The 19,257-nt window shown below is 51.4% G+C and carries 13 protein-coding genes and 1 other annotated feature (1 of these 14 cut by a window edge); all 13 genes read right to left on the bottom strand.

Annotated features, from left to right (window positions below):
- Window positions 1-14 precede the first annotated feature (14 nt).
- Complete coding sequence (locus H9Q79_RS16030) at window positions 15-1,151, bottom strand: polysaccharide deacetylase family protein (protein ID WP_249328723.1); 1,137 nt, start codon at window positions 1,149-1,151, stop codon at window positions 15-17.
- Between the two features lie 898 nt (window positions 1,152-2,049).
- Window positions 2,050-2,622, bottom strand: a complete 573-nt coding sequence (locus H9Q79_RS16025) for a manganese efflux pump MntP (protein WP_118646964.1) — start codon at window positions 2,620-2,622, stop codon at window positions 2,050-2,052.
- 230 nt (window positions 2,623-2,852) lie between these two features.
- Window positions 2,853-4,169, bottom strand: a complete 1,317-nt coding sequence (locus H9Q79_RS16020; RefSeq protein WP_249328722.1) for a zinc-ribbon domain-containing protein — start codon at window positions 4,167-4,169, stop codon at window positions 2,853-2,855.
- 14 nt (window positions 4,170-4,183) lie between these two features.
- Window positions 4,184-4,810: a YARHG domain-containing protein gene (locus H9Q79_RS16015; protein ID WP_249328721.1), complete on the bottom strand. Its 627-nt coding sequence runs from the start codon at window positions 4,808-4,810 to the stop codon at window positions 4,184-4,186.
- A 73-nt stretch (window positions 4,811-4,883) separates the two neighbouring features.
- Window positions 4,884-8,594, bottom strand: coding sequence for a DNA-directed RNA polymerase subunit beta' (gene rpoC / locus H9Q79_RS16010; protein WP_249328720.1), 3,711 nt, complete (start codon window positions 8,592-8,594; stop codon window positions 4,884-4,886).
- 17 nt (window positions 8,595-8,611) lie between these two features.
- Entirely contained in the window at window positions 8,612-12,472 is a 3,861-nt protein-coding gene (gene rpoB, locus H9Q79_RS16005; RefSeq protein WP_249328719.1) for a DNA-directed RNA polymerase subunit beta, read from the bottom strand.
- A 419-nt stretch (window positions 12,473-12,891) separates the two neighbouring features.
- Window positions 12,892-13,650, bottom strand: a complete 759-nt coding sequence (locus tag H9Q79_RS16000; RefSeq protein WP_118646956.1) for an ABC transporter ATP-binding protein — start codon at window positions 13,648-13,650, stop codon at window positions 12,892-12,894.
- Window positions 13,634-14,602 (bottom strand): ABC transporter ATP-binding protein, encoded by a 969-nt coding sequence (locus H9Q79_RS15995; protein ID WP_249328718.1) that lies wholly within the window; start codon window positions 14,600-14,602, stop codon window positions 13,634-13,636. Before H9Q79_RS15995 ends, H9Q79_RS16000 begins: the two co-directional genes overlap by 17 nt.
- Before the next feature lie 8 nt (window positions 14,603-14,610).
- On the bottom strand, window positions 14,611-15,408 hold the full coding sequence (locus H9Q79_RS15990) for an ABC transporter permease (RefSeq protein ID WP_249328717.1): 798 nt from the start codon (window positions 15,406-15,408) through the stop codon (window positions 14,611-14,613).
- Window position 15,409: 1 nt separating this feature from the next.
- Window positions 15,410-16,339 carry a nickel ABC transporter permease gene (gene nikB, locus H9Q79_RS15985; protein WP_330596836.1) on the bottom strand — a complete coding sequence of 310 codons (930 nt, stop codon included), beginning with the start codon at window positions 16,337-16,339 and terminating at the stop codon, window positions 15,410-15,412.
- Window positions 16,340-16,413: 74 nt separating this feature from the next.
- Window positions 16,414-18,009 (bottom strand): ABC transporter substrate-binding protein, encoded by a 1,596-nt coding sequence (locus H9Q79_RS15980; RefSeq protein ID WP_249328715.1) that lies wholly within the window; start codon window positions 18,007-18,009, stop codon window positions 16,414-16,416.
- A gap of 181 nt (window positions 18,010-18,190) precedes the next feature.
- Window positions 18,191-18,571, bottom strand: a complete 381-nt coding sequence (rplL, locus tag H9Q79_RS15975) for a 50S ribosomal protein L7/L12 (protein WP_118646949.1) — start codon at window positions 18,569-18,571, stop codon at window positions 18,191-18,193.
- Window positions 18,572-18,649: 78 nt separating this feature from the next.
- Complete coding sequence (rplJ, locus tag H9Q79_RS15970; protein ID WP_118646948.1) at window positions 18,650-19,153, bottom strand: 50S ribosomal protein L10; 504 nt, start codon at window positions 19,151-19,153, stop codon at window positions 18,650-18,652.
- Window positions 19,154-19,188: 35 nt separating this feature from the next.
- Window positions 19,189-19,257 (bottom strand) — a sequence feature (ribosomal protein L10 leader region) (it continues 67 nt past the right edge of the window).

The raw sequence follows: 19,257 nt of genomic DNA, 5'->3' as shown, positions 1-19,257 counted from the left end.
TGGCACAACATCTCTCATACATCATCGCGGTTCTTATCGGTCACACTGTTATCAGCGATATCCTCATCCGTAAATCCAAAATAGGTAACTCCCGGTTCCAGCTCATATCCCCGAGCTGCGGCAAGCTCTTCCACCGTCACCAGCCGATACCCCTGAGCAAGAAGCTGCGGAATAAAGATACTGCTGGCATCTACTGTTTCCTGATAAATATCATGCATCAGTATGATATTGCCTCCGGTAACATGGCTCATTACCTCATTGGCAATGGCATTGGCATCCTGGCTGTCCCAATCCATCGTGTCCACATCCCAGAAAAAGCACGGCCTTCCGGTATTCGCCGCCTCCTCCTTCGTATACTCACCATAAGGAAAACGAATGACCGCAGCTCCCACCCCATTATTATACTGCGCGATCAGCCCGTCCGTCTGACTGAACTGCTGCTGCGCCGCCTCCGGGCCTGCTTCTCTCAGGTTGCTGTGATCATACGAATGATTCCCCAGCGTGCAGCCCAGCTGCACCATCCTCGGAATCGTCTCCGCTCCATACTGCTCCACCTTGCTGCCCAGCATCATAAATGTAGCCTTCACCCCATTGGACTGCAGGATATCCAGAAGCTGCGAAGTATACTGGCTTGGTCCGTCGTCATAAGTCAGAGCGATCATCATGGAACTGTCCGCATTCGGATCATAGACGCCATTCTGATCAAAATAGCAACCCTTTCCGCCAATTGCTGTCCAGCCCGTATCCATGTACCCATTGCTGTCAAAATGATATTGATTCCCCTCCAGCTCCAACCAGCCATTCACATAGCAGGTAGCCGCATCAGCCGCATACCACCAGCCCCTGTCATTCAGCTGCCACCCCGGAGTGTCATACTGTACCGCCATATTCTCACCCAGAGCCGCTTTCCCGGCCTTTCCGGATCCATCCGGACGCTCCGGTTCCATAACATCCGCGTGAACATTCACCAACGCCCCGGCCACATCCTCCGTCCGCCACTCAGACTTCCTCACAAACGGTTTAGCCACCGACCACCCTGCAGACACCAGGACAAGCGCCGCCCCAACACAAATCGCCACTTTCAGGCAATTCTGCAGCATAGCCTTCCGCCGGTTCCTCCTGATTCTCTTCCTAAGTGTCTCTTTATCCATTCTTAAACTCCAAACTTCATCGTATGTAGTATTAATAATTCTTATTATACCTTTTTCCGACTTATTATTCAACGCCATAAATCCAAAAAGAAAATTATGGTTTTGCTTCCAAATGGTCGGGGTGGGGGGAGGCGGTTTGGATACCCGGACGAAAGGGTGGGGGGAGGCGGGGCGGAACAGGGACGGCGCCATGGAAGGCTTCGGCCTGAAGTTCTGCTAAGCGGCCATCAGCACCTACAGGGAGGTACCAGGGCAAGTCCGGTAGAAAGACTGATGTCTTTCTATCCTCCGTGCCCTTCAGGTATTGTGCGTGAGGCACAATACCTGCCCTCCCTTCCGGCGCTGCTGCCCGCTAAGCAGAACTAATCAGGCCTGCAGAAATCCATGGTGCCGTCCCTGTTCCGCCCCGCCTCCCCCCACTCTTTCTGGTGATCTAAAACGCTTCACCCGGGTTCTCCGAAAGTGTCATCGGTATGGTTTCTGATAGTAATCAGTGATTAATTGTGACCGATTGGCGCCAGTATTTCTTTATTGAATTCCGAAATCTACCGTCTGTAACCATCGGGGTTCCACCTCTGGCGAGCGCCATTGTACCGTCTGGAACAGCCAGAAAAGCATCGGGAGACCTCCGGCGGCTGCGGCCTGTTGGGCAGACCTCTGCAGGGTTGTTAGTAGTTCTTGCTTTCCGGCGGCTCCTCGCAGGAGGGCGAAAATTGTGCCTCCAGCACAATTTTCGAGGGGTACGGAGCTCAGAAAACATCGGTTTTCTGGGCGACTTACCCCGGTCCCTCCGGAGAGGAGCCGTCGGAATGCTTAGAACTCCTTCAACCCGAAGCCCAGTCTGCCCGGCAGGCCGCAGCCGCCGGAGGTCTCCCGATGCTTTTCGTCCGGGTATCCACTATCTCGCCACAAACACTCCCATATGTTCCAACAGTATTTTTGTCCCGATCAGCAGAAGTATAATTCCTCCTGCCAGCTCTGCCTTTGACTGATATTTCTTACCGAAGATATGGCCGATGAAGACTCCCGCTGCCGACAGGGTCAGCGTTACAATTCCGATAAAAGAGACAGCCGGAACGACGTCTACTTTCAGGCAGGCGTAGGTGATTCCCACAGCCAGGGCATCTATGCTTGTGGCTATCGCCAGAAGCAGCATCGCCCGAAAGCCCAGGTCGGCGGTTTCTTCTTGGTCTTCTTTGGAGAACAGGGCTTCACGGATCATATTTCCTCCAATCAGCGCCAGCAGGACGAATGCTACCCAGTGGTCAATCGCCTCTATCTGTTTCTGAAACTGGGTTCCCAGCAGATAGCCCAAGAGCGGCATCAGTGCCTGAAAGCCTCCGAACCAGATTCCAACTGTTAATGCCTTCTTAAATGTTACCTTCTGCATTGCCAGGCCCTTGCTGACAGACACGGCAAATGCGTCCATTGACAGTGCCACGGCTGTCAAAAGTAATTCCCAAAGCTGCATATGTTTGTTTCATCCTTTCTGATGCGGGGTATTCTCACATAAAAGAAGACCCACGGGACCGCACCTTTCCAAGCGGTCCTGTGAGTCTCGTTTTTTAAAGTAATACCAGATCTGCATCATTATGTTGATATTACTACAGTTTCCTGCAAACTACTCCCTCATAGGAGATTTCTATATAAACTGCTAATGTAAAGGATTCTACCGGAAAAGAGCGGGTTTGTCAAGGCTAATCAGGACAATTCTTGTAGCTTCCAAACACCATTCTCCAGGTGATAACGGATATCCCAGGTGTCATTCCCGGTCTCTTCCTCTTCCGTCTCGCCGTCATAGGTATAGTATGCCGTCATATCGCCGTGTATCCTCAGGATCACATCGCCGGGCTCACTTACATAGCTGTCAGCCGGGCTTACGAATTCTATGTTTATATTACTGAGCTCACACCTTGTGATTCCATATTCTTTTTTGCTGCTATAGGCAGAATCCTTCAGATTATTGTAATTTTCCTCGGCGGCTCCGTCTTCCAGGGCCGTTTCAGTAAAATAGGAGGATACCGTATCAAAATCCTGGCCCTTTAAGGCGCTGTCCAGTAAGGCGCCATAATCTGCTGCAAATTGCTCTGTCAGCGCATCCATCGTCTCCCGGTCAGGCATCAGATAGACATTATAAAAATCAAAGGCATCACTGTTCCCCTGATAATCCACCAGCTTCCGGTAGGTTTCCATGCCTTCCTGCCTGATTTCTACCTGATATGTACCATAAAACAGGGCTGGGATCTCATACACTGAGTAAAAGGTGCCATCCTCAGCATCTGCTTCCTTCATGTCCGGCGTCTGTCCGTTCAGCAATAATTCAGATTCTGCCGGAACGGTTACTGATATATTTTCGCCATAAAGCCCGGCAGGAACGATCTTCCATTCGTCAAACAGGAAAAATTTCCTGTAGCCGGTCCTCACCGCTACGACCGTTGATTTCTGTGTCTCACCTTCCACCTTGCAGCGCACCTCATAATTGACAAAGTCTTCACTGCTGTCGCCGCTGGCCGCGAGCTGACGGATTTCCTTGTCCACCTTCCCTGACTTTTCACGCACTGTAAGATCTGTGTAATCCTGATCTTCTCTGGCCGCTCTTGAATTGAGATACTGGGCCTTAGAAAGCCCGTCACTGTCCAGATCAAGATATCCATACGCCTCGTCCCATCTGCCTTCCAATCCGGCCTGCGCGTAATCCTTCACCAGCTTTTCCGGGCCATAGAGATATTTGCCGAGCATAAAGCCTCCGATCAGTAAAGCAGCCAGGAGCACTCCCTCTATCAGAACCATCCAGTGGACAGGCTTCATCTGAAAAGTCCCGGACGCCTTTTTTCTCCTCCGCGTATCGCCACCACCGGTTCTCCTGCCAGTGTTTCCCGGTCCGGTCTGCCTGTCCCCCGGACGGCCGGCGGCAAGAGGGGTGTAGCCTCCTTCAGCTCCGCTGCTCAGCGGAGCACCGCAGTATTGGCAGAAACGCTTGCCGTCTTCATTCTTCTTACCACATTTTTCGCAAAACATTCTCTTCCCCCCTGTCAAGTCCAGCCTTTTGACTCTTTATACGCCATCAGAGCATCCACGTTGGCAATTTCCGTACTGCTGAACAGTTTCCGTACCTCTTCCTGGCTTTCGTACTTTTTCAGGGCCTGATACCAGGATTTGCTGTTGAAATACTGATAGTCCACGGGATTCTTGTCTTCATGAAACTGATAACCGTGACGGGCATAGATTTCATTGACCGCCCGCTGGCATTTCTCCTTATCTGTCAGCTTCTGGTTCATCTCGTCCTGGGTAATCAGACGGATATTGCTGTTTGGAAAAATAAAGTCGCTGTCCGGCATTCCTGCGGTGTTTTCAGTCCCCGGCACCGGCTCATTTCCCGGTGTTACTGTCGGCGCAGGCTCATTGGCAGGCTTTGCCGTCCCAGTGAAGGCAGCGCCTTTCGCGGTCACCATGCCTGAATAACTGGTTTCAAAATCCTGATCCATATAGTTTTCATCATTGCTTTGAAAATCCTCCGTTATGACTGCAGAGGTCTCATCTGACACTTCTTCAGCCCTGTCCACGGCGCGTGATTGAAGAAACATCAGAACAATGCCGGCCACCAGGGCAGCATCCAGTATACCAAGCACAACTGCCAATATTACAGGTACTTTTTTCATGGTTTCCCCTCCCATTCTTCATAAAAGGAGGTCATTACACAACTGTAACGGCCTCCTTACCTATTGCTTTCTATTATACTTCTGGCGTCTCCAGCTCTTCCTCAAGGAAATCCTCTGCCTCGTCTTCGTCTACCTCATCCTGGAGCATGTCATCCGGAAGCTCCAGATCCTCGTCAAAATCCAGATCGTCTTCCAGAAGCAAGTCGTCCTCCTCCTGATTCAACTCGTCATCAGAATCCAGCTTGATATTGCTGTAGCACTTCATTCCGGTACCGGCCGGAATCAGTTTACCGATAATCACATTTTCCTTCAGGCCGATCAAATGATCCACCTTGCCTTTGATGGCCGCCTCTGTCAGCACCTTCGTAGTCTCCTGGAAAGAGGCCGCGGAAAGGAACGAATCTGTTGCCAGAGAAGCTTTGGTAATACCCAGCAGAACCCTCTTACCCTCTGCCGGCTGCTTTCCTTCCTCTTCAAGCTGCGCATTCACTTCTTCATAATCCAACACATCAACCAGTGTCCCGGGAAGGAATTCTGTATCACCGTTCTGCTCGATGCGGACCTTCTTCAGCATCTGGCGGACGATAACCTCTATATGCTTGTCACTGATTTCAACACCCTGCAGGCGGTAAACTCTCTGTACCTCCCTCAGCATATAATCCTGCACGTCACGCACACCTTTGATCCTGAGAATATCGTGAGGATTCACACTTCCTTCTGTCAGCTCGTCGCCGGCCTCCAGAATGGCGCCGTCCATTACCTTGATTCTAGATCCATAGGGGATCAGATAGGTTTTGGAAATTCCCTCTTCGGGATCTGTCACCGTAATCTCACGTTTTTTCTTAGTATCCTTGATCGTGGCAATGCCCTTGATCTCCGTAATGATTGCAAGGCCCTTCGGCTTACGGGCTTCAAAAAGCTCCTCGACACGGGGAAGACCCTGTGTGATATCTCCTCCGGCCACACCTCCGGTATGGAAGGTACGCATGGTCAGCTGTGTTCCAGGCTCGCCGATTGACTGGGCGGCAATGATGCCGACAGACTCGCCAACCTGCACAGCCTCACCGGTTGCCATATTAGCACCATAGCATTTTGCACAGATTCCGATATGGGAACGGCAGGTCAAAATGGTACGGATCTTCACTTTCTCATAAGGTTTGCCGTTGCTGTCGACTCCCTCGTTGATAATTCTGGCGGCGCGCTTCGGCGTAATCATGTGGTTCGCTTTCACAATTACATTGCCGTCCTTATCTTTGATCGTCTCACAGGAGAACCGGCCTGTAATACGCTCCTGAAGCGCTTCAATCTCTTCCTTGCCATCCGCGAAGGTTTTCACATACATTCCCGGAATCTCATCTTTTCCCGCGCAGCAGTCCACTTCACGGATAATCAGATCCTGGGAAACGTCAACCATACGCCTGGTCAGATAACCGGAATCAGCCGTACGCAGGGCTGTATCAGACAGACCTTTACGGGCTCCGTGAGCAGACATGAAGTATTCCAGTACGTCAAGTCCTTCACGGAAATTGGATTTGATCGGCAGCTCGATGGTATGACCCGTCGTATCGGCCATCAATCCACGCATACCCGCCAGCTGTTTGATCTGCTTGTCGGAACCACGGGCTCCGGAATCAGCCATCATAAAGATATTGTTATACTGATCCAGGCCGGAGAGCAGTGCATGCGTCAGTTCCTCATCAGTCTCCTTCCACGTTTCTACAACCTCTTTGTACCGTTCTTCGTCAGTGATCAGGCCACGCTTGTAGTTCTTGGTAATCTTATCCACCGTGTCCTGAGCTTTCTCGATCAGCTCCGGCTTCTGGGGCGGGACCGTCATATCCGAAATGGATACGGTCATGGCCGCACGTGTGGAATACTTGTACCCCATAGCTTTGATAGAGTCCAGAACCTCGGCAGTTTTCGTCGCGCCATGAGTATTGATAACCTTTTCCAGTATCTGCTTTAACTGCTTCTTGGCTACCAGGAAATCTACTTCCGGAAGAAGCTCATTCCCTGCCGCCGTGCGGTCCACATACCCCAAATCCTGGGGAAGGATCTCATTGAACAGGAACCGGCCCAGAGTGGAACTCACATTGCCGGAAATTGGTTTTCCATCAATGCTGATTCCCTGACGGCGTACGTGAATCCTCGCCTGAAGGGTCAGATACCCGTTTTCATAGGCTAGTATTGCTTCATTCACGTTCTTATAGTAATTGCCCTCTCCCTTATCTCCCGGACGTTCCTGTGTCAGATAATAGATGCCCAGGACCATATCCTGTGACGGCACTGCAACAGGCCCTCCGTCAGAAGGCTTCAGCAGGTTGTTAGGTGACAGCAGCATAAAGCGGCATTCAGCCTGCGCTTCCACCGAAAGAGGCAGATGGACAGCCATCTGGTCGCCGTCGAAGTCAGCGTTAAATGCGGTACACACCAGCGGATGAAGCTTGATGGCTTTACCCTCTACCAGGATCGGCTCAAACGCCTGGATACCCAGTCTGTGCAGGGTAGGCGCACGGTTCAGCATAACAGGATGCTCTTTGATGACTTCTTCCAGGACATCCCACACTTCCGGTTGGAGCTTTTCCACCATTTTCTTGGCATTTTTAATATTATGAGCGGTGCCGTTGGCGACCAGCTCTTTCATAACAAAGGGCTTAAACAACTCAATAGCCATTTCTTTCGGAAGCCCGCACTGGAAAATCTTCAGCTCAGGTCCGACAACGATAACAGAACGGCCGGAATAATCCACACGCTTGCCCAGAAGGTTCTGGCGGAAACGGCCGGATTTTCCCTTCAGCATGTCAGAAAGCGACTTCAACGCACGGTTGCCCGGTCCCGTTACTGGGCGTCCGCGGCGGCCGTTGTCAATCAGGGCGTCAACTGCCTCCTGAAGCATACGTTTTTCATTGCGGACGATGATATCCGGGGCGCCCAGCTCCAGCAGCCTTTTCAGACGGTTATTGCGGTTTATGATCCTACGATACAGATCGTTCAGATCGGAGGTGGCAAAACGGCCGCCGTCCAGCTGTACCATCGGCCGGAGATCCGGCGGAATAACCGGGATGGCATCCATGATCATCCATTCCGGACGGTTACCCGATTCACGGAATGCTTCCACAACCTCAAGTCTCTTGATGATACGGGCGCGCTTCTGCCCGGTAGATTCCTTAAGTCCCTGTTTCAGCTCCGCGGATTCTCTCTCCAGATCAATGGCGCACAGCAGCTCTTTGATCGCTTCCGCACCCATTCCGACACGGAATGCGCTGCCGTACTCTTCTCTGGCATCCTGATATTCCTTCTCGGTCAGGACCTGCTTATACTGAAGTCTCGTATCCCCGCCGTCCAGGACAATGTAGTTGGCGAAATACAGAACCTTCTCAAGCGTTCTGGGAGACAGGTCAAGGATCAGTCCCATTCTTGAGGGAATTCCCTTGAAATACCAGATATGAGAAACCGGAGCCGCCAGCTCAATGTGCCCCATGCGCTCGCGGCGCACAGAGGCTTTGGTGACTTCTACGCCGCATCGGTCGCAGACCACACCTTTATATCGGATCTTTTTATATTTACCACAATGACATTCCCAGTCCTTGGAGGGACCGAAAATGCGTTCGCAGAACAGTCCGTCTTTTTCCGGCTTCAGAGTCCTGTAATTGATGGTCTCCGGCTTCTTCACCTCGCCGTGGGACCAGTCCCGGATCTTTTCCGGTGAAGCCAGGCCGATCTTGATTGCGTCAAAGGTCATGGGTTGATAGGTAGTTGCTTCTTTATTAATTGTTTCTGGCATTTGATTACCCCTTTCCATTACTCTTCGCTGTCATCGAAAGTCTCGTCTAAATCGTCCAGGAATTCTTCTTCATCCTCTTCCTCGGCACTTTCATCGATGTCAATCAGCTCCTCACCGTCAAACTCCTGTTTGCCAAAGCCGTAGGCGCCCAGAGAACCTTCTTCGTCCTCCCTGCCTGAATAGCGGTCTCCCTCAATGATCGAATGCAGATCCGTATCGCCGTAATCCACAGTCTCCATAATCTCAACTTCGGTATTATCATCTCTCAGGACTCTCACATCCAGCCCCAGAGACTGCAGCTCCTTCAGCAGTACCTTGAAGGATTCCGGAATACCTGGTTCAGGGATATTCTCGCCTTTGATAATCGCTTCGTAGGTCTTCACACGCCCGACAACATCATCAGACTTCACAGTCAATATCTCCTGCAGCGTGTAGGAAGCGCCGTACGCTTCCAGCGCCCATACCTCCATCTCTCCGAAACGCTGGCCGCCGAACTGGGCCTTGCCTCCCAGAGGCTGCTGTGTGACCAGAGAATATGGCCCGGTTGAACGCGCATGAATCTTATCATCCACCAGATGATGCAGCTTCAGGTAATGCATGTGCCCAATCGTCGTCGGGCTGTCGAAATATTCTCCGGTACGGCCGTCTCTCAGCAGTACCTTGCCATCTCCGGAAATAGGAACACCTTTCCACAGTGATCTGTGTTCTTTGTTCTCATCCAAATATTCATAAACCTCCGGGAGAAGCTCTTCCTTGTGTTTGGCAGAGAATTCATCCCAGGAAAGATTCACGTAATCATTGGCCAGCTCCAGGGTATCCTGGATGTCGACCTCGTTGGCTCCGTCAAATACAGGCGTGGAAATATTGAAGCCCAGCGCCTTTGCCGCAAGGCTCAGATGAATCTCCAGCACCTGCCCGATATTCATACGGGAGGGCACGCCCAGAGGGTTCAGCACGATATCCAGCGGACGTCCGTTAGGCAGGAAAGGCATATCCTCCACAGGAAGCACGCGGGAAACAACACCCTTGTTACCATGGCGTCCCGCCATTTTATCACCCACAGAGATCTTTCTCTTCTGAGCGATGTATATACGGACAGCCTGATTCACTCCGGGGGACAGCTCGTCGCCGTTTTCCCTTGTAAAAATCTTGGCATCCACAACAATTCCATATTCACCATGGGGCACCTTCAATGAGGTGTCGCGGACCTCTCTGGCCTTCTCGCCGAAGATCGCACGGAGAAGACGCTCTTCTGCCGTCAGCTCCGTCTCACCCTTAGGCGTCACTTTGCCGACCAGAATATCCCCGGCACGAACCTCCGCGCCGATGCGGATAATTCCCCGCTCATCCAGATCCTTCAGCGCGTCGTCACCGACACCCGGAACATCCTTGGTAATCTCTTCAGGCCCCAGCTTCGTATCTCTGGCCTCAGCCTCATACTCCTCTATATGAACAGAGGTGTATACATCCTCCTGCACAAGCCTTTCACTCAGAAGAACAGCATCCTCGTAGTTATAGCCTTCCCAGGTCATGAACCCGATCAGCGGGTTCTTGCCCAGCGCCAGCTCTCCGTCAGATGTAGACGGGCCGTCCGCGATTACGTCGCCAGCCTCCACATGATCTCCCTTATTCACAATTGGGCGCTGGTTATAGCAGTTGCTCTGGTTGCTTCGCATGAACTTGGTCAGATGATATACATCTCTGGTACCGTCCGCATTGTCCATACGGATCTCCCTGGAAGAAGCGAACGTGATCGTACCTGTTTTCCTGGCCACCACACAGACACCGGAGTCTACTGCGGCCTTTGCTTCCATACCGGTCCCTACCACAGGAGCCTCGGTGAACAGCAGCGGCACTGCCTGGCGCTGCATGTTGGAGCCCATCAGCGCACGGTTGGCGTCGTCGTTCTGCAGGAAAGGAATCAGAGCCGTAGCCACGGAAAATACCATCTTTGGAGATACGTCCATGTAATCAAACATCTGGCGCTCATATTCCTGCGTCTCATCCATATAACGGCCGGACACATTCCTGTGAATGAAATGCCCTTCTTTATCCAGCGGCTCATTGGCCTGGGCCACATGGTAATTATCTTCTTCATCAGCCGTCATGTAGACAACTTCATCTGTAACCCTGGGATTCTTGGGGTCCGTCTTGTCAATCTTCCGGTACGGCGCTTCCACAAAACCATAGGTGTTGATACGGGCATAGGACGCCAGGGAGTTAATCAGACCGATATTCGGGCCTTCAGGAGTCTCAATGGGGCACATTCTTCCATAATGGGAATAGTGCACGTCACGTACTTCGAAACCGGCACGGTCTCTTGAAAGGCCTCCGGGGCCCAGGGCCGACAGACGCCTCTTATGAGTCAGCTCGCCCAGAGGATTATTCTGATCCATAAACTGCGACAGCTGGGAGGAACCAAAGAATTCCTTCACAGCAGCGGTCACTGGCTTGATATTGATCAGGGACTGGGGAGAAATGCTGTCCATATCCTGCGTGGTCATGCGTTCCCGAACCACTCTTTCCAGACGGGAAAGCCCGATACGGTACTGATTCTGAAGCAGTTCACCTACCGCACGGATACGCCGGTTGCCCAGGTGGTCGATGTCATCATCGTTGCCAAGGCCATACTCCAGATGCATGTTATAGTTGATGGACGCAAATATATCATCCTTTGTAATATGCTTCGGAATCAGATCATGGATCTGGCGGCGGACCGCCTCCTTGATATCCTCCAGATCCGTGTGCTCTTCCAGAATCTTCTCCAAAACCGGATAATACACTTCTTCCGTCACATGAACTTCCTTCGGGTCCACATCCACCCAGCGGGTGATGTCTACCATCATATTTGAAAGAACTTTTATCGTTCTCTCTTCTGTCTCAATCCAGACATAGGGAACCGCTGCGTACTGTATATCGTCTGCCAGCTCCCGTGTCACCTTCGTACCTTTTTCCGCGATAATCTCACCGGTAGAAGCGTTAACAACATCTTCTGCCAGCACATGGCCGCGGATCCGGTTCTTCAGGGACAGCTTTTTATTGAATTTATAACGGCCCACCTTCGCCAGATCATAGCGGCGGGGATCGAAGAACATAGAATTGATCAGGCTCTCCGCACTCTCAACCGCCAGCGGCTCGCCGGGACGGATTTTTTTATAAAGCTCCAGAAGGCCTTCCTGATAGTTGGTCGCCGTATCCTTGGTAAAGCTGGCCAGGATCTTCGGCTCTTCGCCAAAGAGCTCTACGATCTCAGCGTTGCTTCCCACGCCCAGGGCACGGACAAGGACGGTGATCGGAACCTTTCTGGTACGGTCTACACGCACATAAAACACATCATTGGAGTCAGTTTCATATTCCAGCCAAGCACCTCTGTTCGGGATGACGGTACAGGAGTACAGCTTCTTGCCCAGCTTGTCATGGGCCACTGCATAATAGATGCCGGGGGAACGCACCAGCTGGCTTACAATAACACGCTCTGCGCCGTTGATTACAAATGTGCCGGTTGCTGTCATCAGAGGCAAATCGCCCATGAAGATCTCATGTTCACTGATTTCGTCTTTTTCCTTGTTGTATAGCCTGACTTTGACCTTCAATGGTGCCGCGTAGGTCGCATCACGCTGCTTACACTCTTCGATGGAATACTTCACGTCGTCTTCACACAGAGTAAAGTCTACGAATTCCAGACTGAGTTTCCCGCCGTAATCCTCGATTGGAGAAATGTCATCGAAGACTTCCTTCAGTCCCTCATCAAGGAACCAGTTATAGGAATCCTTCTGAACTTCAATCAGATTGGGCATTTCCAAAACTTCTTTTTGTCTCTGGTAACTCATTCGCATACTTTTTCCGGTGGTAATCGGACGTATTCTGTTTTTCTCCATTGACGTTTCACCCCTTGTGTGTATAATATTTATTATGAAGATGCATCTTGACCCCTATATTTTGTGCAACATATAAATCATATAAATAAGGGAAAAGGCATATCTTGCCATAATAGTGCATTTTTAACTGTACCATAGAATTTCAAGCATGTCAACCAAAATTTATACATGAAAATTGTACTTTTTGACATACAGCATTGTGTTTGCATCTCATCTCCCGATATCTTCCTTTCCAGGTATCGGGATTTTTAAATGTCAGAACGCGCTCCGCTCTCTGAGAGAGTGGAACGCGTCCCCGATCACGTTTTTGATATCCAGGCCTATGTTTCATCACCGGTTTTACCGACGCTGCGGCCACCGGCGTATTCTTAGGATTCTGAATCGGCGAGGGTGTTGGTAATCGTCTGCTGTTCCGCACATCACTCTACGGTCAGCACTGAGTTTATTAACCGTCTGGTATATTCATTCTGAGGATTATTCACAACCTTCTGCGAAGTTCCCTCTTCCACACATCTTCCGCCGTTCATTACCATCAGCCTGTCACACAGGCAGCTGGCCAGCGCCAGGTCATGAGATACGAACAGGAGGGCAAGCCGGAGTTCTCTTCGCAGCTTAGCCAGAAGCCTGACGATCTGGGCCTGGGCGGAGACGTCCAGGGCGCTGGTGATTTCATCACACAAAATTACCTTCGGCTCCGCGGCCAGAGCCCTGGCGATCGCCATCCGCTGGCACTGTCCGCCGCTCAGCTGAAAAGGATACCGGCCGGCCAGCTCAGGCGCCATCCCCACCATATGGATCAGCTCTTCCCTTCTGGCAGCCACCGGCTCGCCCCTGAGCCCGGGGAGATTGCGCAGTGTCTCGTCAATCGAAGCAGCAATTTTCATCCGGGGGTTAAAGGAACCTGTTGAATCCTGGAATATCATCTGCAGTTCTCCGCAGATGTCCCTGGTTTTTCTTCCCGTGATATCTGTGCCGCTTAGCACAATCCTTCCCCTGTCGGCCCTTTCCAGACAGGCAATCTGACGCAGCAGCGTACTTTTTCCACTTCCGCTTTCTCCAACGATCCCCAATATTTCTCCCGGCCTGAGACTCAGGCTCACATCAGCTACTGCCTCAACGCCGCGGCCATTCCGTTTGTAATTTTTAGAGATGTGTTGCACTTCAAGAACCGTATTCATGAGACTCTTCTATCCCTTCCATACAGCAGGACATGTGTCCTCCGGATACTTCCTTTAGCTGATATCTGTACTCTCCGCAGGATTCTTTCTTGTATCTGCACCGTCCTGAAAAAGAGCAGCTCCCTTGCTCCGCGCCGTACAGAGGCGGCTGCCCTTCCAGGCTCTCAGGCAGGCGGCCGCCTAGACAAGGGATGGCAGAAATCAGGCTTCTGGTATAGGGGTGCGCAGGGGTGCGCAGCACTTTCTGCGTATCTCCCCATTCCAACAGCCGGCCGGCATACATGACGCCTGTCAGGTCCGCCATTTTCGCAGCAATCCCCAGATTATGAGTGACTATTATAATGGACGTTCCGGTCAATTCCTTCATTTTCAGCAATTCCTCCACGACCGTCTTCTGGGTTGTGGCGTCCAGCGCGCTGGTAGGTTCATCGGCGAGCAGGAGCCTGGGCTTCTGCAGCATAGCCGCCGCAATGGCAACCCTCTGGTTCATCCCACCGCTCATTTCATAAGGACAGCTATCCAGAATGCGCCGTCCCTCCGGCAAATGGAGCTTTCCAAAACAGTCCAAAATTTCCGAATACGACTGTTCTCCTTTAAAACCACCGCTGCTTATCAGCATTTCGGCAAATTGTTTTCTGTAGCTGCGAATGGGGTTAAAGGACGCTCCCGGATTCTGGAAAATCATCGCGATTTCGCCTCCCAGCAATTTCTTCCGTTCCCGGCAGCCCAGCCCTGTCAGATCCCGTCCGTCATACAGAATCCGCCCCCCGGTAATGGCAACGCCTGAATCTGGAAGGCCAGCCAAGGCTTTTAAAAGGGTGGTTTTCCCGCATCCACTCTCTCCAACCAGAGCCAGCACCTGGCCTCCGGATATCTGAAAGGAGAGATCCGCCACCACCTGCTTCTCATAGGAAAGGCTTACGTTTTCTAAAGCAAGTAAATATTCACTCATCTTTCGCCTCATCTGCCGACATCCGCAAGATCGCGGACCGCGTCTCCCAAACAATTAAATACAATAATCGTAATGACAACCGCAGCAGCAGGCGCCATCACCGCCCAGGGCGCCAGCTGCATATAGGCCCTGGCCTCATTAATCATGGAACCCCATTCTGCCTGAGGCGGAATGACTCCGACCCCCAGGAAAGAAAGCCCCGCAATACCGATCATCATTGTCCCGATCTGCGTCGCCGCGCTGACCAGAAGCGGCCCTGCGATGTTGGGTAATATGTGTCTAAAGAGAATTCGTCCGCTGCCGCTGCCGGAAAATTTCGCTGCCGCGAGAAAGGGTTCTTTTTTTAACTTCAACACGGAACTTCTGGCCAGCCTGGCGTACAGCGTCCAGCTGGTGATCCCCAGCGCTATCATGGCGTTAACCAGTCCGCCGCCCAGGACCCCCGCCACCGCAATCGCCAGCACCATCTGAGGAAAAGCCAGCAGGATGTCGGCAATCCGCATAACGACCTCATCCAGTATGCCACCATAGTAGCCGCACAGCATGCCCAGCAGAGTACCGACCGCAAAAGACAGGCCAACCAGCGCCAGAGCCGAGAATACGGAAGCAGGGGCTCCCATGAGCACCCTGGACAGAATGCAGCGCCCCAGCTTATCAGTCCCCAAGGGAAATCTCATGCTGGGGGCAGCCTTCATAAAATCGGCATGGGTTGCATTCGGGTCGTTGGGGGCAATGAATGGCGCGAGAATGCTTATAGCCACCAGAAGAAGGGCAAGCGTCAAAAAGAAATAAAATCTTTTTTTCATCCTATTCCTCCTCCCATTCTTCATTCACACGGGGGTCCAGCCTATGATAGCTCAGGTCCGTGATCAGGTTCACCAGGACATAGATCACAGCCATCAGGATGACAAAGCCCTGCACGACCGGGTAATCCCTCGCAGTGATGGAATCCATGGCCAGCTTACCAAGGCCCGGCCACATAAAGATGGTCTCAACGACAACACTTCCTGCCATCAGTGAACCGACAGACAGCCCCAGGACTGTCACAATGGGAATCATTGAATTATGAAGCACATTCCCGAACAGAATAAATCTTTCCTTCACGCCTCTCGCCCGTGCGCCGGAAACGTATGGCTGATGCAGCTGTTCCAGAACCTCCGCACGTATCTGCCGGATAAACTGGCTCATCATCGGAACTGCCAGTGTCAGGGCCGGCAGGAAAAGTCCCTTCAGCGACTGCTCGGCTATGATTGGAAATATCTTGAACTTGATACAGAAGAAATACATCAATAATACGGATATAAGGAAATTGGGCAGAGAATTCCCAATAAAGCTCAGGAACCGGATCAGATAATCACCGAATCTGTTCTGCCTCACCGCCGAATAGATGCCCAGGGGGATCGAAACCAGAACGGCAAGCAGAAAACTGCTCACCGAGAGGATCGCCGTATATTTTATCCCTTTTAGAAGCTTTTCACCCACCGGAATCCCATCCTTGAAAGATGTGCCAAGATCACCCCTTAGAGCCTTACCCAGCCAGTCGCCGTACTGCACCAGAAACGGCCGGTTCAACCCCATTTCCTCGCGGGTTTCCTCCAGCACGTCTTCGCTGACGGCAATTCCGCCTGCGGTCAGCTTCTTCTGCGCCGGATCACCGGGAGAAATGTACATGAGCCCAAAGACCAGGAACGTCACTCCGAAAAGGATCAATATCAATTGTAATATCCGTTTTATCACATATTTTCTCAACGTTATTTCACCACTTAAATATATTAGGGAGGCTGAATGGCCTCCCTATTTCATCACAATCCTCAGGTTTTATCGGAGTCCGCATCGATCCCATAAAAGTCATAGGGCAGGTGTTCTGCAAAACCGGTGACTCCCGGCAGCGTGACGGTAATTTTATTAAACAAGCCCACGTATCCGAAGGCGTTATCGTCTATGGCTATCTGAACTATCTGGTTCGCCAGCTCCGCCCGCCTATCTGTATCCACTTCGTATTTTAACTGATCAATGAGAGCTTCACATTCGTCATTGTCAAAACCACCGACGTCAAAATACGCGCCGTCGCGGAGTGTGCTGTCTATGAAGTAATAAGGATCACCTGACTTATCCGCGATCATACAGTACAGAGCAATATCAAAATCCGCTGTGGCGATGTATGTGGAATCCGGATCTTCCTCACAGGTCAGATAAGAATTCACGCCAATCGCCTTTAGCTGCTCCTGAATCAGAATCGCCAGTGTGTCCAGAGAACGTGACGCATAGTAGGCGATATTCAGGTTCAGCTCCTGCCCGCCCTTCTCGTAGAAGCCGTTGGGGTTCAGAGTATATCCTGCGCCTTCGATGAGGCTTTTGGCTTTCTCCGTGTCTACCGCTGGAACAGTTACCCGCCCGTATGCGGTATTGGTGCCAAAGGGACCCTCCGCAGCGCTCACCGTCCCCTGCAGATAGGAGGCAATGGCCTCTTTATCCACTGTGAGGTTTATCGCTTCGCGAACCGGGTCATCCAGCCGGTTCTCATTCAGGATATAGAACTGCAGCCGGGAGGCCGGCAGGACCGTCACCTGATATTTATCCGGTTCCAGCTGATAAGTCTCCATGGCCGACGCCGTCACGAAATCATAACAGTCAATCTCCCCATTCTGCAGAGCCATCTGCTTCGTGTCGTCCTCCGGCATATAGTAAAACACTGCGCCATCCAGCCTGACATCCCCGTTCCAGTAATTTTCATTGCGCACTACTTTCACAGTTCCCTTCGGTTCAAATGACGAAACGGTAAAAGGCCCTGTGCAGACCGGGCTGTTATCTATATCTCCGGAATCCTCCAGGTCCATAATCCCCAGCTCCGGGCTTGCCAGATCATTTACCATTGTAGGATAAACTTCTGGCGTGGTAATTGTCAAGGTCTTTTCATCCAAAGCCTTCATTTCATAATCGCTGAGATACGCAAACCTCTCATTCTTCTCGGCGGCCCTCTGCAGATTCTTAACAACCATCTCAGCCGTCACTGATTTCCCGTTGGAAAAAGCGATCCCATCCTTCAGGGTGATCGTCCACACCTTGCCGTCGCTCTCGGCTTTCTCTGCCAGCCAGGGCTCTACCTCATAATTCTCATTCAGCTTAAACAGTTCCTCTGTAATACCATATACATTCGTATACCATCCGTTGTAATCCAGATGCGGGTCCATAGAGGCAATGTTAAAGCTCACACCTGCATTCAGTATTTTTTCCCCTGACCCGGTCTGCGCCGCTTCGTCAGGATCGGAAACTGCAGAACTTGACGGAGCTGCTTCCGTTTTAGATGAGCTAGATGTTGGTTCCTTCGGGGAATTGCCGCAGGCAGACAATGACAGAAGCATAGCCATGGCCAACGCCCCTGCTATAAATTTCCTGATTTTTTTCATAATATAAACTCCTCTTCGGTTCTGATATCTGAAATTCAGTATAACTTTCACAAACCAGGGATACAAGCCCCTGAGGGGGATAGTTTTTCAAGCGGACCAACGCCGCCATACAAAAAACCGCCGCACCGGTTTCCCGATATGGCGGTCTTGTCCTGTTACTAATTGTTCTATAAGTGCTGAGTTACTTCAGGGTAACTTTAGCTCCCTCTGCTTCCAGTTTGGTCTTGATATCTTCTGCTTCTGCCTTAGCGGCTGCCTCTTTGATTACCTTCGGAGCGCTGTCAACCATCTCTTTTGCTTCCTTCAGTCCAAGACCGGTTGCCTCACGAACTACCTTGATAACTTTAACTTTGTTCGGTCCGATCTCAGTCAGCTCAACGTCGAACTCGGTCTTCTCTTCCTCAGCTGCCGCCTCACCGGCTCCGCCTGCTGCTGCTACAACAACGCCTGCTGCTGCGGATACGCCGAACTCTTCCTCACATGCTTTTACCAGGTCGTTTAACTCTAATACAGATAACTCTTTAATAGCTTCGATAAACTCTGCGGTTGTTAACTTTGCCATTGTAATTTCCTCCATTTAATATTATTTTCGTTTATTTTCATCATCAGCCCGCGTCCTGCAGGCATTCACGCAGCCAGATTATTCTGCTGCTGCAGTCTCGCCATTGGCTTCGGCGATCTGCTTGATAACACGTGCGAAATTGGCGATCGGGGACTGGATGCTTCCAAGCAGCTTGCCCAGCAGTTCTTCTCTGGACGGTACGGCTGCCAGGGCCTGTACGCCTGCTGCGTCGTAATAATTGCCTTCTACAACACCGGCTACCAGCTCCAGCTTCGGATTCTTCTTCGCAAATCCGGCCAGCACTCTTGCGGGAGCAGTTGCGTCATCCTTAGAAACGGCCAGAGCGTTGGTTCCTTCCAGATGTTTGCAGAGCTCTTCGCAGGATGTTCCCTTAAATGCGAAATTCATCATCGTGTTTTTGTAGACCTTGTATGTGATTCCGGCTTCTCTCAGCGTTCTGCGCAGCTCAGTGTCCTGTGCTACGGTGAGACCGCTGTAGTTAACCAGCACTACGGAATCCGCATCAGTGATTACGCCGGAAATCTCTTCTACAACCGGCTTTTTCAGTTCTACTTTTGCCATGAAACGGTGCACCTCCTTATAGTATTTGTGTACACGCTTAAACAAAGAAATCCTGTTCAGCCGAAGCTGAACAGGACACGAAATTCTCATAAAAGAATGTTCAT

Origin of the sequence: Wansuia hejianensis (genome assembly GCF_014337215.1) — a bacterium.
GTDB classification, from domain to species: Bacteria; Bacillota; Clostridia; order Lachnospirales; family Lachnospiraceae; genus Scatomonas; species Scatomonas hejianensis.
Note: the sequence above shows the minus strand (reverse complement) of the source record. Positions and strands in the feature narration are given on the sequence as shown.

What these genes read in the sequence shown, in the direction of transcription:
- H9Q79_RS16025 (WP_118646964.1), bottom strand. Translation starts at nt 2,622, where the DNA reads ATGCAGCTTTGGGAATTACTTTTGACAGCCGTGGCACTGTCAATGGAC.
- H9Q79_RS15990 (WP_249328717.1), bottom strand. Translation starts at nt 15,408, where the DNA reads ATGAAAAAAAGATTTTATTTCTTTTTGACGCTTGCCCTTCTTCTGGTG.
- H9Q79_RS16020 (WP_249328722.1), bottom strand. Translation starts at nt 4,169, where the DNA reads ATGTTTTGCGAAAAATGTGGTAAGAAGAATGAAGACGGCAAGCGTTTC.
- rplJ (WP_118646948.1), bottom strand. Translation starts at nt 19,153, where the DNA reads ATGGCAAAAGTAGAACTGAAAAAGCCGGTTGTAGAAGAGATTTCCGGC.
- H9Q79_RS16030 (WP_249328723.1), bottom strand. Translation starts at nt 1,151, where the DNA reads ATGGATAAAGAGACACTTAGGAAGAGAATCAGGAGGAACCGGCGGAAG.
- H9Q79_RS15980 (WP_249328715.1), bottom strand. Translation starts at nt 18,009, where the DNA reads ATGAAAAAAATCAGGAAATTTATAGCAGGGGCGTTGGCCATGGCTATG.
- H9Q79_RS16000 (WP_118646956.1), bottom strand. Translation starts at nt 13,650, where the DNA reads ATGAATACGGTTCTTGAAGTGCAACACATCTCTAAAAATTACAAACGG.
- rpoC (WP_249328720.1), bottom strand. Translation starts at nt 8,594, where the DNA reads ATGCCAGAAACAATTAATAAAGAAGCAACTACCTATCAACCCATGACC.
- rpoB (WP_249328719.1), bottom strand. Translation starts at nt 12,472, where the DNA reads ATGGAGAAAAACAGAATACGTCCGATTACCACCGGAAAAAGTATGCGA.
- H9Q79_RS16015 (WP_249328721.1), bottom strand. Translation starts at nt 4,810, where the DNA reads ATGAAAAAAGTACCTGTAATATTGGCAGTTGTGCTTGGTATACTGGAT.
- rplL (WP_118646949.1), bottom strand. Translation starts at nt 18,571, where the DNA reads ATGGCAAAGTTAACAACCGCAGAGTTTATCGAAGCTATTAAAGAGTTA.
- H9Q79_RS15995 (WP_249328718.1), bottom strand. Translation starts at nt 14,602, where the DNA reads ATGAGTGAATATTTACTTGCTTTAGAAAACGTAAGCCTTTCCTATGAG.